This is a genomic window from Flavobacterium sp. HBTb2-11-1, assembly GCF_009826975.1.
GTDB lineage: Bacteria > Bacteroidota > Bacteroidia > Flavobacteriales > Flavobacteriaceae > Flavobacterium.
On the sequence record NZ_WUMO01000005.1, the window covers coordinates 238,419 to 251,512 of the forward strand.

Here is a 13,094-nt window from a genome sequence, read left to right on the forward strand (position 1 = left end):
ATGAAATTTAATTGGGGAACCGGAATCGTCATTGCATTCGCATTGTTTATGACGTTTATTTTATATTTTGTTTTTGAAGTGCAATCAAACTCTAAATATGATAATGATTTGGTTGTTGAAGAATATTACAAACACGATACGCACTTTCAGGAAGAAATGGCAAGAATTCAGAATGCGCACGATTTGCAGCACAAACCATCAATCAAATATACTGGAGAAGGTGTGACTGTAATTTTTCCTGCAGGATTTGAAAGCGATAAAGTGAAAGGAAATATTCAATTATATAGACCTTCAAACAAAAAATTCGATTTTAATACTCAAATTGCTTTAACCAATTCAGAAATTATTATTCCGCAGAAAAAATTATTAAAAGGACGCTGGGATGTTAATATGGAATGGCAATACGAAGGCAAAAAATACCTCACTAAAGAAGTTATTTACGTAAACTAAAATAAAATGTTATTCTCTGCTTTCTTTTTAGGTTTAATCAGCAGTCTGCATTGTGTTGGTATGTGCGGACCAATTGCTATGATGCTTCCTGTCGATAGACAAAACGAAGCAAAAAAAGCAACGCAGATTATGACTTATCATTTTGGCCGACTAACAGCTTATTCAACAATTGGATTGATTTTTGGATTATTGGGAAGAGGTTTTTTTCTGGCGGGATTGCAGCAGAAAATGTCAATAATTATTGGTGTAATTATGATTGTTGTGGTTTTGATTCCGGAGAAAAAATTTGCTCAATACAATTTTTCTAAACCTGTTTATAAAATCATTTCTAAAATTAAATCAAATTTAGGGAGCCAGTTTAAAAACAAAAGTTATAAATCGCTGTTTACTATTGGTCTTTTAAACGGATTTCTGCCATGCGGAATGGTTTATGTTGCTTTATTTGGAGCAATTGCCATGCAGAGTGCTGGTCTTGGGGTTCTCTACATGCTTTTATTTGGAATAGGAACGATACCGTTAATGACAGTTGTAGTTTATGTCAACTCCCTATTAAAATTGCCTTTCAGAAACAAAATCCAAAAGGCAATTCCGTATGTAGCTGTTATAATTGGTGTTTTATTCATCCTTCGCGGATTAGGATTAGGAATTCCATATATTTCTCCTTCGAACATGAGTTTATTTGTGCAGCAGACTCCAAACTGCCACTAGAAGATATATTTTAAGTTATTATACAGTCATCGAGAACAGATTTGTTTCCGGTGACTTTCTTTTTAGATGTAAATCAAATGCCATACAGATATTACGAACAAAAGGTCTTCCTTCTTCTGTAATTTTGATTTTATTATTTTCAATAACAATTAAATTATCGTTTTCAATTTCTTTTAAAGCAATTAGAACTTCAGGAAGTTCAGTAAAATTTAAAGATTCTGCAGTCCAGGAAGTTTCCAATTCGCATGTTAAATTCAGAATGTGTTTTCTAATAATAAGATCTTCATCGTTTAAAATATGACCTTTTACAACAGGAAGTTTATCAGACTCTAAAATCTCATAATATTCTTCTAAGTTTTTGGTGTTTTGAGCAAAACTGTACCAGCTGTCACTTATTGAAGAAACGCCTAAACCAATCATAACTTGAGTTTTAGAAGCGCTGTATCCCATGAAATTTCTATGCAGATTTCCGTTGTGGGCCGCCTTGTATAATCTATCGGCTTTTAAAGCAAAATGATCCATTCCGATTTCGTGATAGCCATTTTGAATCAGAAGCTTTTTGCCAATTTCATATAATTTTCTCTTTTCGGCATCTTTTGGCAGGTTTTCGTCATTAAAGCCTCGCTGTCCATTTCCTTTTATCCACGGCACGTGCGCATAGCTATAAAATGCTAATCTGTCTGGTTTTAAAGAATTGGTTTTCTCGACTGTATCTACTACATCTTCGATAGTTTGAAATGGAAGTCCGAAAATAATATCGTGTCCAATTGAAGTATAGCCAATTTCTTTTGCCCAAAATGTTACTTTGGCAACATTATGAAAAGGCTGAATTCTATTAATCGCTTTTTGAACTGTAGGAGAATAATCTTGAACGCCAAAACTCACTCGGCGAAAGCCTAAATCGTATAATTTTTTGAGCTGTTCGTGAGTAGTGTTGTTTGGATGTCCTTCAAAGCTAAATTCGTGATTTTCTGCTTTTATAGCATAATTGAAAATTCCGTTAATAAGACATTCTAAATTTTCCTTTGAAAAGAAAGTGGGAGTTCCTCCACCTAAATGGATTTCTTTAATTATAGGTTTCTCGGGAAGTAAATCACAATACATTTTCCATTCTTTTAGAACTGCCTGAATATATTTTTCTTCTACTGAATGATTTTTTGTGATGCGTTTGTTGCATCCGCAGAAAGTACACATGCTTTCGCAAAAAGGCAGGTGAATGTATAAACTTATTCCGTTTTTTGAATTGCTTTCAGAAAAAGATTGTCTTAAAGTAGTGATCCATTTTTCGGATGTAAAGTCAGCTTCATTCCAATAAGGAACAGTCGGATAACTAGTATATCTTGGACCTGGGACGTTGTACTTTTGAGTCAAAGAAATTTTCATAATGACGGATTTAGTTTACATCAAAATTAAAACTTCAGTAGAAGATAGAAAATGACAAATATCATGTAAAACGCAAAAAAAAGAGGCCTAAATTGGAGCCTCTTTTCTGAATTAAATAACTAACGTGATATAGAATCTTGGATGATTTTAAGCCATTTTTTCGCAAACTGATGATCTTGATAGACGCTAATCTGTTTGATGCGGTCATCGTCAAAATCATAGAATGGAATTATTATTTTTTTACCAGTTTCTTTTTCTTGAAAATCAAAATCAATTTTAACAATAGTATCAGAACCAGCATCTGTTGTTGGAACTAATTTGCATGAAGAAATTGTATTCAAATCGACATAAATTGACTCTTGCTGATTTGGATTGAAATTCATCAAAATAAACTTATTGTTTTTTTGATCAATTGTTAAAGTCTTATTGTTGATTGATTCTGTCAAATCAAAATCTTCTGGATGATTGGGATTGAATCTTTTTTTGATGTTTAAAATTCTCGATTTACTTGCAGCTGATGAACGTGCAGAGAAATATATTGGGATAGCAACAATGATTAAAATCACAATTCCCATTATTGTGGTAGTAGTTTCCATAATGTTTTAATGTAATAAATAAATGATATGCAAAACAGTTCTCGATTTGAAAACGGTTAAGTACGTGATGAAGAATAGATCTTCTAATGAAAAATCAAGTATTTATTTACCAGAAAAAATGGAAAGCATAGAGTATGACTAAAACCTTTTTACTTTGTGTTGTAAAGATTTTAGTATATGCTGTAGTGTGTGTAACGGTTTGATGCTGCGGGATAAGAGGTAAAAGGTTGTCAAAACATTTAATTATTCCAGTAGGATTTGTTTTGACGTTTGCCGCAAGCTGATAACTTCCCTGAGGCTGTATAAATGCAGACGAATCAGGAATGTCTTTGCAGAAGTTGGTATCGGTTTTTTCCATTTCAATTACTTGTACAGAAGATTGGTTTGCCTGATAAGCAAACAGTCCTGCAAGTATAAGTGTAATAAGAATAACGGTTTTACGAATCCAATTCATGTCGGCGAATTTAAGTCATAAAACGCAATTAAAGAAATTTTATAGAATTAATTAACACTCAAAAAAAAGTCCTCAGTGTAACTGAGGACTTATGAGGTTATTGCTGCATTTTAAAATAATAATCTGCAGAATGTTTGCCGCTTCCATAAAAGAGGAAGAATATAGAGACTAATAAAACGACTATAGCTAAAACTAAACTTTCAGAATGCATTCTTCCCATAGAATTTACAAGAACAGCGCCGAATAAAACGGGTAATTGAGCTGCGATTGCCCATCTGGTCAAAAGCCCGAAAATAATCATTATACCACCAATCATATGAGCTGGAGCAATGTAATGCAGCATAAACATACCTCCTCCAAACTTATCAATCGGGGAAATCAAATCATGCAGGTATTGAACATTGGTGACGAAAGAGACACCTTTCATAAATAAAAATCCACCCAAAACAATACGTACTAAATCAACTGGTAAATAAGTGTGCGAATTTGCCCATTTATTCAAACTTTTTACATTTTCCATGATGTTGTGTGATTAAAAATTATGCACTAAGTTACTAATTTTTAATCAGATATTTATTTTTAACACCTTGAAAATAAGTTTTTTACTTTTTATTTAACGTCTTGTTGAGAATTCTTAAATCGTTAAACCTGAATAACTCCTAAATTAAATGGTTTTTGAATGGGAGCGTGATTTGCGGCTTCAATTCCGATAGAAATCCAATTGCGGGTTTCCAACGGATCGATGATGGCATCAGTCCAAAGTCTTGAAGCAGCATAGTAAGGTGAAGTCTGCTCATCATAACGGGCTTTTATTTTATCGAATAATTCAGCTTCTTTTGCTTCATCAACTGTTTCTCCTTTTGCTTTAAGAGAAGAAGCCTCAATTTGCGCCAATACTTTTGCCGCTTGAGTTCCGCCCATAACGGCAAGTTCTGCACTTGGCCATGCGAATATCAATCGAGGATCATATGCTTTTCCGCACATCGCGTAATTTCCTGCTCCGTATGAATTTCCAACAATAACTGTAAATTTAGGAACAACAGAATTACTTACCGCGTTAACCATTTTAGCGCCATCTTTAATAATACCGCCATGTTCTGATTTTGAACCAACCATAAAACCAGTAACGTCTTGTAAAAATACTAATGGAATTTTTTTCTGATTGCAATTGGCAATAAAACGAGTAGCTTTATCGGCACTGTCAGAATATATAACGCCTCCAAACTGCATTTCGCCTTTTTTGGTTTTTACCACTTTTCTCTGATTTGCCACAATGCCGACAGCCCAACCATCAATTCTGGCATAGCCTGTAATAAGTGATTGTCCGTAACCATCTTTATACGCTTCAAATTCAGAATTATCAACCAAACGTTTGATGATTTCCATCATATCATATTGTTCGGTTCTTGCTTTTGGAAGAATTCCGTAAATCTCATTTGGATCTAAAGCAGGTTTTTCAGCTTTGATTCTGCTGTAGCCAGCTTTGTCAAACTCACCAATTTTAGCTACAATATTTTTGATTTTATCTAAAGCGTCTTTATCGTCTTTGGCTTTATAATCGGTAACGCCCGAAATTTCGCAATGAGTTGTCGCTCCACCTAGAGTTTCATTATCGATTGTTTCGCCAATAGCGGCTTTTACTAAATAACTTCCTGCAAGGAAAATACTTCCAGTTTTGTCAACGATTAAAGCTTCATCGCTCATGATTGGAAGGTAGGCGCCGCCAGCAACACAGCTTCCCATAACGGCAGCAATTTGAGTAATGCCCATACTGCTCATTTGAGCGTTGTTTCTAAAGATACGCCCGAAATGCTCTTTATCTGGAAAAATCTCATCCTGCATCGGCAGATAAACTCCTGCGCTGTCTACGAGATAAATAATTGGAAGTCGATTTTCCATGGCAATTTCTTGCGCGCGAAGGTTTTTCTTTCCTGTTATCGGAAACCAGGCTCCAGCTTTTACTGTAGCATCATTGGCAACCACTATACATTGCTTTCCTCTGATATAGCCAATTTTTACCACAACACCTCCTGAAGGACATCCGCCGTGTTCGGGATACATTCCTTCGCCGGCAAAACCTCCAATTTCAATACTTTTGGAATTTTCATCTAATAAATAAGAAATTCTTTCGCGAGCAGTCATTTTACCTTCAGAATGCAGTTTTTCGATTCTTTTTTCTCCTCCGCCCAATTTAACTTTGGCAAATTTTTGTTTTAATTCAGAAAGAAGTAATTTATTGTGATCTTCGTTTTTATTGAAGTTTAAATCCATGATATAGTATTGATTTGATAAAATAGTGTTGGCTAATTTACAAAATCAATTGAAATAAAACGAAAGTAGTTTTGATTAGAATGAAGCTCAGAAGTCGAATTGCTAAAACGCCTAATTGAAATAATTTTCTTTAATTTGTTCTTCATACTAATTAGTATTTTTTTATGTCAAAAGCGGCCAATACTCGACTTACAATTCTTCAGAAAGCATTTGAATTGATTTATACAAAAGGATATCAAACCACCAGTATAGACGAAATTATAGCTACTACTAAAGTAACTAAAGGAGCATTTTATTACCATTTTAAAACCAAAGATGAAATGGGAGTTGCTATTATTGAAGAAATTCTGAAGCCTACAATGATGGAGCGTTATGTAAAACCAACTGAAAAATCTCAAAATCCGATTGAAGATTTTTATAATATGATTTCGTATTTGTTGTTAGAAGATCCTTTTCTGCAACTAGAATATGGATGTCCAGTTGGAAATCTGACTCAGGAAATGACTCCATGGAGTACTAAATTCAGTGATGCTTTGGCAGATTTGGTTAATTTATGGAAAGAAAAAATTATAGAAGCAGTTGAAAAAGGAAAAGAGGAAGGTTTGATTCGAAAGGATGTTGTAGGGGAACAAGTCGCATTTTTTATCTTATCAGGCTATTGGGGTATAAGGAATTTTGGAAAATTGCAAAATGATAAATCTGTTTATGATGTTTATTTACAGGAGTTTAAAAAGTATTTGAACAGTCTGAAATAAAAATAAAACGAAAAACATACCAAATAGTATGTTTTTTAGATACATTTGCATTGTCAAAATCAAAAAACAATGCATCAATCTATTTTAATTTGCCACTCCTTTATGAGGTGGCTTGTATTGGCAAGCTTAATCTATTCGATTTACATTGCTTGCAAAGGGTATTCTTATAAGCTTCCTTTTACTGGGAAAGCTAATCTCATCCGACACTGGACTGCAACTATTGCGCATATTCAGCTTCTTTTTGGAATATTGGTTTATGTTCAAAGTCCGATTGTGAAATATTTCTGGAGAAATTTTAAAGAAGGATTTCAGAATAAAGACACCGTTTTCTTCGGGTTAATTCACATTGTTTTAATGCTCTTAGCAGTTGTTTTTATTACAATTGGTTCTGCTTTGGCAAAAAGAAGACTTTCTGATGAACAAAAATTTAAAACCATGTTAGTTTGGTTTTCAATTGCTTTGATTATCATTTTTATTGCTATCCCATGGCCATTTTCACCTCTTTCAACCCGACCTTATTTAAGATAATTATGAAAAATTTACTTCAGTCCAGCATAGGACGTTTGCGAATTATTGGCTTTTTAGAAGGAACATCACTTTTGATTTTGTTTTTTATAGCAATGCCTCTTAAGTATATTTTTGAAATGCCATTTTTAACACAGCCAATTGGAACCATTCATGGTGCTTTATTCTTGCTCTTTATTTTTAATACTTTGAGCGTTGGGGTAGAGCAAAACTGGAAATTTAAAGATACCACTTGGAAAGTGCTGCTGGCTTGTGTAATTCCGTTTGGGACTTTTTACATAGACTCTAAAATCTTAAGTAAAATCAATAATTGACAATTATGGCTTTTCGATTGGAATGTAAAGAGGCTATTATCTAAAAAATAACTTTCCAATAGAAGCAATTGACTTTGAATGCGAAGCTTTATAAAAAACAAAAACCAGAAGAATGAACTTCTGGTTTTTTAGTATAATTTGAAACTATTCTTTTACTTTAGTCAAAGAAAGTGCATTAATGCAATAACGCAAACCGCTTGGCGGAGGACCATCAGGAAAAACGTGTCCTAGATGCGAATCGCATGTATTGCAGGTTACCTCAACGCGAATCATTCCGTATGATTTATCTGCGTGATATCCAATTGCATTTTCTTTTACAGGCTGTGTAAAAGATGGCCACCCTGTTCCAGATTCGAATTTTTCGCTTGCATCAAAAAGGACCGTTCCACAGCATTTACATTCGTAAATTCCAGGATCAAATAAGCTGCACAATTCAGAGCTAAAAGATCTTTCAGTTCCTTTTAAACGTGTTACCTGAAATTCTTCTGGAGTAAGAATCTGTTTCCATTCTTCTTCCGTTTTCTCCACTTTTTTGTCTGGAGTTGGATTTCCTTTATTTGTAAAATGAATTACATCTGCCCATTTTATCATAACTTTTTGTTTTAAAGTTTCAAGTTTCAGGTTCAATGTGACTGCAAATTGCGACTGAACTCTATTCCTCTTCCTTTTGTCCCATCATCATCAGATAAGCTTTCAAGAAAGGATCGATATTTCCGTTCATTACGCCGTCAACATCGCTGGTCTCGTAACCTGTACGAACATCTTTTACCAATTTATAAGGTTGCATCACGTAGTTACGAATCTGTGAACCCCATTCAATTTTCATTTTGCTTGCTTCGATATCAGCACGTTGTGCTTGCTGTTTTTTTAATTCGATTTCATACAATTGAGAACGAAGCATTTGCATAGCGCGCTGTCTGTTATCCTGCTGTGATCTTGTTTCAGAACACTGAATCTGGATTCCGGTTGGTTTGTGAACAAGCTGTACTTTCGTTTCAACTTTGTTTACGTTTTGACCTCCAGCACCACTCGAACGAGAAGTTGTAATTTCGATATCGGCAGGGTTAATGTCAATCTCGATACTATCATCTACAAGCGGATAAACATACACAGAAACAAATGAAGTATGACGTTTAGCGTTACTGTCAAAAGGCGAAATACGAACCAAACGGTGAACTCCATTTTCTCCTTTAAGATATCCAAAAGAATAATCTCCTTCGAATTCTAAAGTTACGGTTTTAATTCCGGCTACGTCACCTTCCTGAAAGTTAAGTTCTTTTATTTTATAGCCATAACTTTCTCCCCACATCATGTACATACGCATCAGCATTCCTGCCCAGTCACAGCTTTCTGTTCCTCCGGCTCCAGCTGTAATCTGAACCACAGCGCTTAAGCTGTCTCCTTCGTCAGAAAGCATGTTTTTAAATTCGATGTTTTCAATGTGTGCTTGAGCAACATTATATTGTTCATCTAATTCATCTACAGAAAGTTCTCCTTCTTTGTAAAAATCATAAGCAAGCTGTAACTCTTCTGTTAGAGAGACTGCTTTGTCATAATCTTCAATCCATTTTTTCTTGTTTCGAAGATTTTTTACAATGTTTTCTGCTTCTTTTGGATTGTTCCAAAAGTCAGGAGCAAACGTTTTTTCTTCTTCGTTTGCAATTTCGATAAGCTTGGCATCAACGTCAAAGATACCTCCTCAACGCACCAAGGCGCTCCACAATACCTTTTACTTGTTCGGCTGTTGTCATAAATTAATTACTAGGTTTTATATGTTTTTTAGAATTATTACGTTAATTTGGTCTAGAGAAACCAGCGAGTTAAATTTTACCAAAACTTGCTGAGAATAACTATAAAGTAATACGTAATTTTGCATACAAAAATAAGATATAGTTTTTAGAATATGGAAATAAATTTGATCAGCGATACCATAACAAAGCCTACTTATGAAATGCTGCAGTATATGTTTAATGCCCACGTTGGCGATGACGTATACAAACAGGACCCAACGGTGATTGAATTGGAAAATAGAACAGCAGAGTTTTTTGGTATGGAAGCTGGTCTTTTCTTTCCATCTGGAACTATGGCAAACCAGACTGCAATAAAACTGCATACGCAGCCTGGAGAACAGCTAATAGCTGACAAATATGCACATGTTTATCATTATGAAGGAGGAGGTGTTTCTTTTAACAGTGGCGTTTCCTGCTGCCTCTTGGATGGAAACCGAGGTATGATTACGGCGGCGCAAGTAAAAGCGGCAATAAACGATCCAGAATTTTATCATAGTCCATTAACCAGTTTGGTTTGTGTTGAAAATACAACCAATAAAGGCGGCGGCGCGTGTTACGAATTGGAAGATTTAAGAGAAATAAAAAAGGTTTGCGATGCTCATAATTTGAAGTTTCACTTAGATGGAGCAAGAATTTGGAATGCATTAGTCGCTAAAAGGCAGAATCCTAGAGAATTCGGAGCTATTTTCGATACTATTTCGGTTTGTCTCTCTAAAGGATTAGGAGCTCCAATCGGTTCTGTACTTCTTGGAAGCAAAGCTGATATTCACAGAGCGTTGAGAATCAGAAAGATATTGGGCGGTGGAATGCGTCAAGTAGGATATTTAGCTGCGGCAGGATTATATGCGTTGGCTCATAATATCGAACGATTGGCAGAAGATCACCGCAGAGCAAAAGAAATCGCAAAAATCCTAAGCACAAAACCTTGGATTTCATCTATTGAACCTGTAGAAACTAATATTCTGATTTTTTCGCTTGCAGAAGGTTACAGCGATCAATTATTAATTGAGAAACTAAAACAGAAAAATATCCTGATAAGTTCATTAGGACATAATAAACTCCGAATTGTAACGCATTTAGATTACAAAGAGGTTATGCATACGTATGTTTTAGAAACACTTTCGAAATTTTAAAAAAGAGGTTCAAAGGGGCAAAGGCTCATAGGGACAAAGGATAAAAAAAGAGGATGTAAAAACATCCTCTTTTTTTATGACAAAGAAAGAAAACCTTTGAACCTTTGCCTCTCTGTACCTTTGTCCCTTATTTAAACAAATTATCCATTCCAGGAATAGAAGGCATATCCATTCTGGCAACAGCATCTAATTCTCTTTCGTTTACACTTGTTGCTTTTTCTATCGCTTTATTTAGCGTTACAATTAAGTAATCTTCCAGTTGCTCTTTATCTTCTAGAAGAGAATCGTCAATAGAAAGAGATTTTATTTTTCGGCTTGCGGTAATAGTGACTTTTAATAATCCGTCAGCGCTTTGTTCATCAATCAAAACAGTATCTAAACGCTTTTTTGTATCTTCAATTTTTTGTTGGGTTTCTTTAAGTTTACCCATCATTCCCATTAAATCCATTTTTGTTGATTTTTTAAATTATTTCAGACAAAATTAGTATATTGCTGTGTTAATTCAATAGAATATTTTATGAAAAAATTAATTTTGTTCTGTTGGGTTTGTGCTATTTTTGCGTCTTCATATTTAAAAATTAATGCTCAATCAATGCAAAATGATATATCGGCCCCAAAGGCTAAAATAATTCCAAAGACATTAAAAAAACATAAAGAAACTAGAATTGACAACTATTTCTGGCTTAATGACAGAGAAAACCCAGAGGTAATAGATTATCTGAATCAGGAGAATGCTTATTACGAAAGCATGACTGCCCACACTCAAAATTTGAAAGAAAGTCTCTTTGAGGAAATGAAAAGTAGAATTAAAGAAGATGACTCTTCGGTTCCTTATTTCTACAATGGGTATTTTTACATTACGCGTTTTGAAACAGGTCAGGATTATCCAATTTTCGCTCGAAAAAAGGGAAGCCTTTCTGCAGATGAAGAAATTCTTTTTGACTGTAACGAAATGGCAAAAGGACATGCTTATTTCAAATTAGGCGGTTTGAGCATTAGCCCAGATAATAAATTTGCCAGTTTTGGAGTGGATATTGTAGGGAGAAGAATTTATACTATCCAGATTAAAAACTTAGAAACAGGCGAAATCTTAGCAGATAAAATAGAAAATGTTACCGGAGCTTCTGTTTGGGCAAACGATAACAATACTATTTTTTATGTGAGACAAGATCAGGTGACATTAAGGGCTGATAAAGTTTTTAGACATAAATTAAACACTAGTTCAGAAAATGATGTTTTGGTTTATGATGAAGTTGACGATACTTTTAATGTTTCTATCAGCAAAGAAAAATCAAAAAAATACATTGTTATTGGCTCTGGAAGCACTTTGACAACTGAATATAGAATTTTGAATTCAGATAATCCGGATGGGGAATTTACGGTTTTTCAGCCCCGTGTGCGCGGATTAGAATATAGCATTTCTCATTACGAGGATTCATTTTATGTTTTGACTAATAAAGATAAGGCGACCAATTTTAAATTGATGAAAACGCCTGAAAGCAAAACAGGAAAGAAAAACTGGGTCGATCTTATTCCGCATAGAGAAGATGTTTTATTGGAAGATATTGAGATCTTTAAAAACTATTTGGTTGTTGAAGAGCGCTCTAACGGATTAAATCATATTCGAATCATGCCTTGGAATGGCGAGCCAGATTATTATCTTCCTTTTGGCAGTGAAACCTATAATGCTTACACTACAACCAATGTTGATTTTGATACCGATATTTTGCGTTACAGCTATCAGTCATTGGCAACTCCGTCTTCGGTAATTGACTTTAATATGAAGACCAAAACCAAGGAAATCTTGAAAGAACAGCAGGTTTTGGGAGGAAAGTTTGATAAAGAAAATTACATAGAAGAGAGAGTTTGGGCAACTGCAAGAGATGGTGTAAAAGTGCCAATTTCTATGGTTTACAGAAAGGGATTGGAGAAAAACGGTAAAAATCCATTACTGCTTTATGCGTATGGTTCTTACGGAATTACAATGGATACCTATTTCTCTTCAACAAGGTTATCGCTCTTAGACCGCGGATTTGTTTACGCTATTGCGCATATTAGAGGAGGTGAGGACTTAGGAAGACAATGGTATGAGGACGGAAAACTGTTAAAAAAGAAAAATACCTTTACAGATTTCATCGATTGCTCTAAATTTGTAATAGACCAAAAGTACACTTCTCCCGAACATCTCTATGCAGAAGGAGGATCGGCTGGCGGACTTTTAATGGGAGTAATCGTAAATGAAGCTCCTGAATTGTATAATGGCGTTATCGCTCAGGTGCCTTTTGTAGACGTAATTACTACGATGTTAGACGACAGTATTCCGCTTACAACTGGAGAGTATGACGAATGGGGTAACCCAAACAATAAAAAATATTACGACTATATGTTATCGTATTCACCTTACGATAATGTAAAAGCGCAGGAATATCCTAATATGTATGTTTCTACTGGATTACATGATTCGCAGGTACAATATTGGGAGCCAGCTAAATGGGTTGCAAAACTGAGAGATTTAAAAACAAATAACAAACTTTTGTTTTTAGATACCAACATGGATGCAGGTCATGGCGGGGCTTCGGGACGTTTTGAGGCTTTAAAAGACTTAGCAAAGGAATTTAGTTTTTTATTAGATTTAGAAAAAATTAAAAGCTAATTAGAAATTTTTTGTTAAATTTGCAACCTATCAAGGTTAATTTAAAAAGGCCTTTGATTAAC

15 protein-coding genes are annotated in these 13,094 nt (G+C 34.6%); 7 read left to right on the top strand and 8 right to left on the bottom strand.

The window, feature by feature from the left end; translation table 11 throughout:
- Together GR162_RS12845 and GR162_RS12850 are read left to right on the top strand one after the other, a co-directional pair.
- Positions 1-450 (top strand): FixH family protein, encoded by a 450-nt coding sequence (locus GR162_RS12845; RefSeq protein ID WP_160782499.1) that lies wholly within the window; start codon positions 1-3, stop codon positions 448-450.
- A 6-nt stretch (positions 451-456) separates the two neighbouring features.
- The gene (locus tag GR162_RS12850) at positions 457-1,158 is read left to right on the top strand and encodes a sulfite exporter TauE/SafE family protein (RefSeq protein WP_160782500.1); all 702 of its coding nucleotides are present in this window, start codon (positions 457-459) and stop codon (positions 1,156-1,158) included.
- Positions 1,159-1,176: 18 nt separating this feature from the next.
- Here the strand turns inward: GR162_RS12850 and hemN are convergent, their stop codons facing one another.
- From hemN to GR162_RS12875, 5 genes are all read right to left on the bottom strand, one after another.
- On the bottom strand, positions 1,177-2,541 hold the full coding sequence (gene hemN / locus GR162_RS12855) for an oxygen-independent coproporphyrinogen III oxidase (RefSeq protein ID WP_160782501.1): 1,365 nt from the start codon (positions 2,539-2,541) through the stop codon (positions 1,177-1,179).
- 119 nt (positions 2,542-2,660) lie between these two features.
- Positions 2,661-3,137: a hypothetical protein gene (locus tag GR162_RS12860; protein ID WP_066032201.1), complete on the bottom strand. Its 477-nt coding sequence runs from the start codon at positions 3,135-3,137 to the stop codon at positions 2,661-2,663.
- Between the two features lie 106 nt (positions 3,138-3,243).
- The gene (locus GR162_RS12865) at positions 3,244-3,591 is read right to left on the bottom strand and encodes a hypothetical protein (protein WP_160782502.1); all 348 of its coding nucleotides are present in this window, start codon (positions 3,589-3,591) and stop codon (positions 3,244-3,246) included.
- A 97-nt stretch (positions 3,592-3,688) separates the two neighbouring features.
- A complete protein-coding gene (locus GR162_RS12870) occupies positions 3,689-4,111 on the bottom strand; it encodes a DoxX family protein (protein WP_160782503.1) in 423 nt (140 codons plus the stop codon).
- Positions 4,112-4,233: 122 nt separating this feature from the next.
- Positions 4,234-5,862 (bottom strand): acyl-CoA carboxylase subunit beta, encoded by a 1,629-nt coding sequence (locus tag GR162_RS12875; protein WP_160782504.1) that lies wholly within the window; start codon positions 5,860-5,862, stop codon positions 4,234-4,236.
- 164 nt (positions 5,863-6,026) lie between these two features.
- Between GR162_RS12875 and GR162_RS12880 the strand changes: the two genes are divergently transcribed.
- The 3 genes from GR162_RS12880 to GR162_RS12890 all read left to right on the top strand — a co-directional run bounded on the left by GR162_RS12880 (position 6,027) and on the right by GR162_RS12890 (position 7,456).
- A complete protein-coding gene (locus tag GR162_RS12880) occupies positions 6,027-6,617 on the top strand; it encodes a TetR/AcrR family transcriptional regulator (protein WP_160782505.1) in 591 nt (196 codons plus the stop codon).
- Positions 6,618-6,686: 69 nt separating this feature from the next.
- Positions 6,687-7,145 (top strand): hypothetical protein, encoded by a 459-nt coding sequence (locus GR162_RS12885; protein WP_160782506.1) that lies wholly within the window; start codon positions 6,687-6,689, stop codon positions 7,143-7,145.
- A gap of 2 nt (positions 7,146-7,147) precedes the next feature.
- On the top strand, positions 7,148-7,456 hold the full coding sequence (locus GR162_RS12890; protein WP_160782507.1) for a DUF3817 domain-containing protein: 309 nt from the start codon (positions 7,148-7,150) through the stop codon (positions 7,454-7,456).
- Between the two features lie 144 nt (positions 7,457-7,600).
- On the opposite strand, the gene msrB is transcribed toward GR162_RS12890, so the two are convergent.
- Positions 7,601-8,047, bottom strand: coding sequence for a peptide-methionine (R)-S-oxide reductase MsrB (gene msrB / locus GR162_RS12895; protein ID WP_160782508.1), 447 nt, complete (start codon positions 8,045-8,047; stop codon positions 7,601-7,603).
- A gap of 61 nt (positions 8,048-8,108) precedes the next feature.
- Positions 8,109-9,207, bottom strand: a protein-coding gene (gene prfB, locus GR162_RS12900; protein ID WP_119789908.1) for a peptide chain release factor 2 whose coding sequence is annotated in 2 segments (ribosomal slippage) — positions 8,109-9,143 and positions 9,145-9,207 — 1,098 coding nt in all. Because the reading frame shifts where the segments join, the coding sequence is not laid out codon by codon here.
- A gap of 152 nt (positions 9,208-9,359) precedes the next feature.
- On the opposite strand from prfB, the gene GR162_RS12905 reads away from it, so the two are divergent.
- On the top strand, positions 9,360-10,379 hold the full coding sequence (locus GR162_RS12905; RefSeq protein ID WP_160782509.1) for a low specificity L-threonine aldolase: 1,020 nt from the start codon (positions 9,360-9,362) through the stop codon (positions 10,377-10,379).
- A gap of 127 nt (positions 10,380-10,506) precedes the next feature.
- Here the strand turns inward: GR162_RS12905 and GR162_RS12910 are convergent, their stop codons facing one another.
- Complete coding sequence (locus GR162_RS12910) at positions 10,507-10,827, bottom strand: YbaB/EbfC family nucleoid-associated protein (RefSeq protein WP_008462685.1); 321 nt, start codon at positions 10,825-10,827, stop codon at positions 10,507-10,509.
- Positions 10,828-10,896: 69 nt separating this feature from the next.
- Between GR162_RS12910 and GR162_RS12915 the strand changes: the two genes are divergently transcribed.
- Entirely contained in the window at positions 10,897-13,032 is a 2,136-nt protein-coding gene (locus GR162_RS12915; RefSeq protein ID WP_160782510.1) for a S9 family peptidase, read from the top strand.
- Positions 13,033-13,094 lie beyond the last annotated feature (62 nt).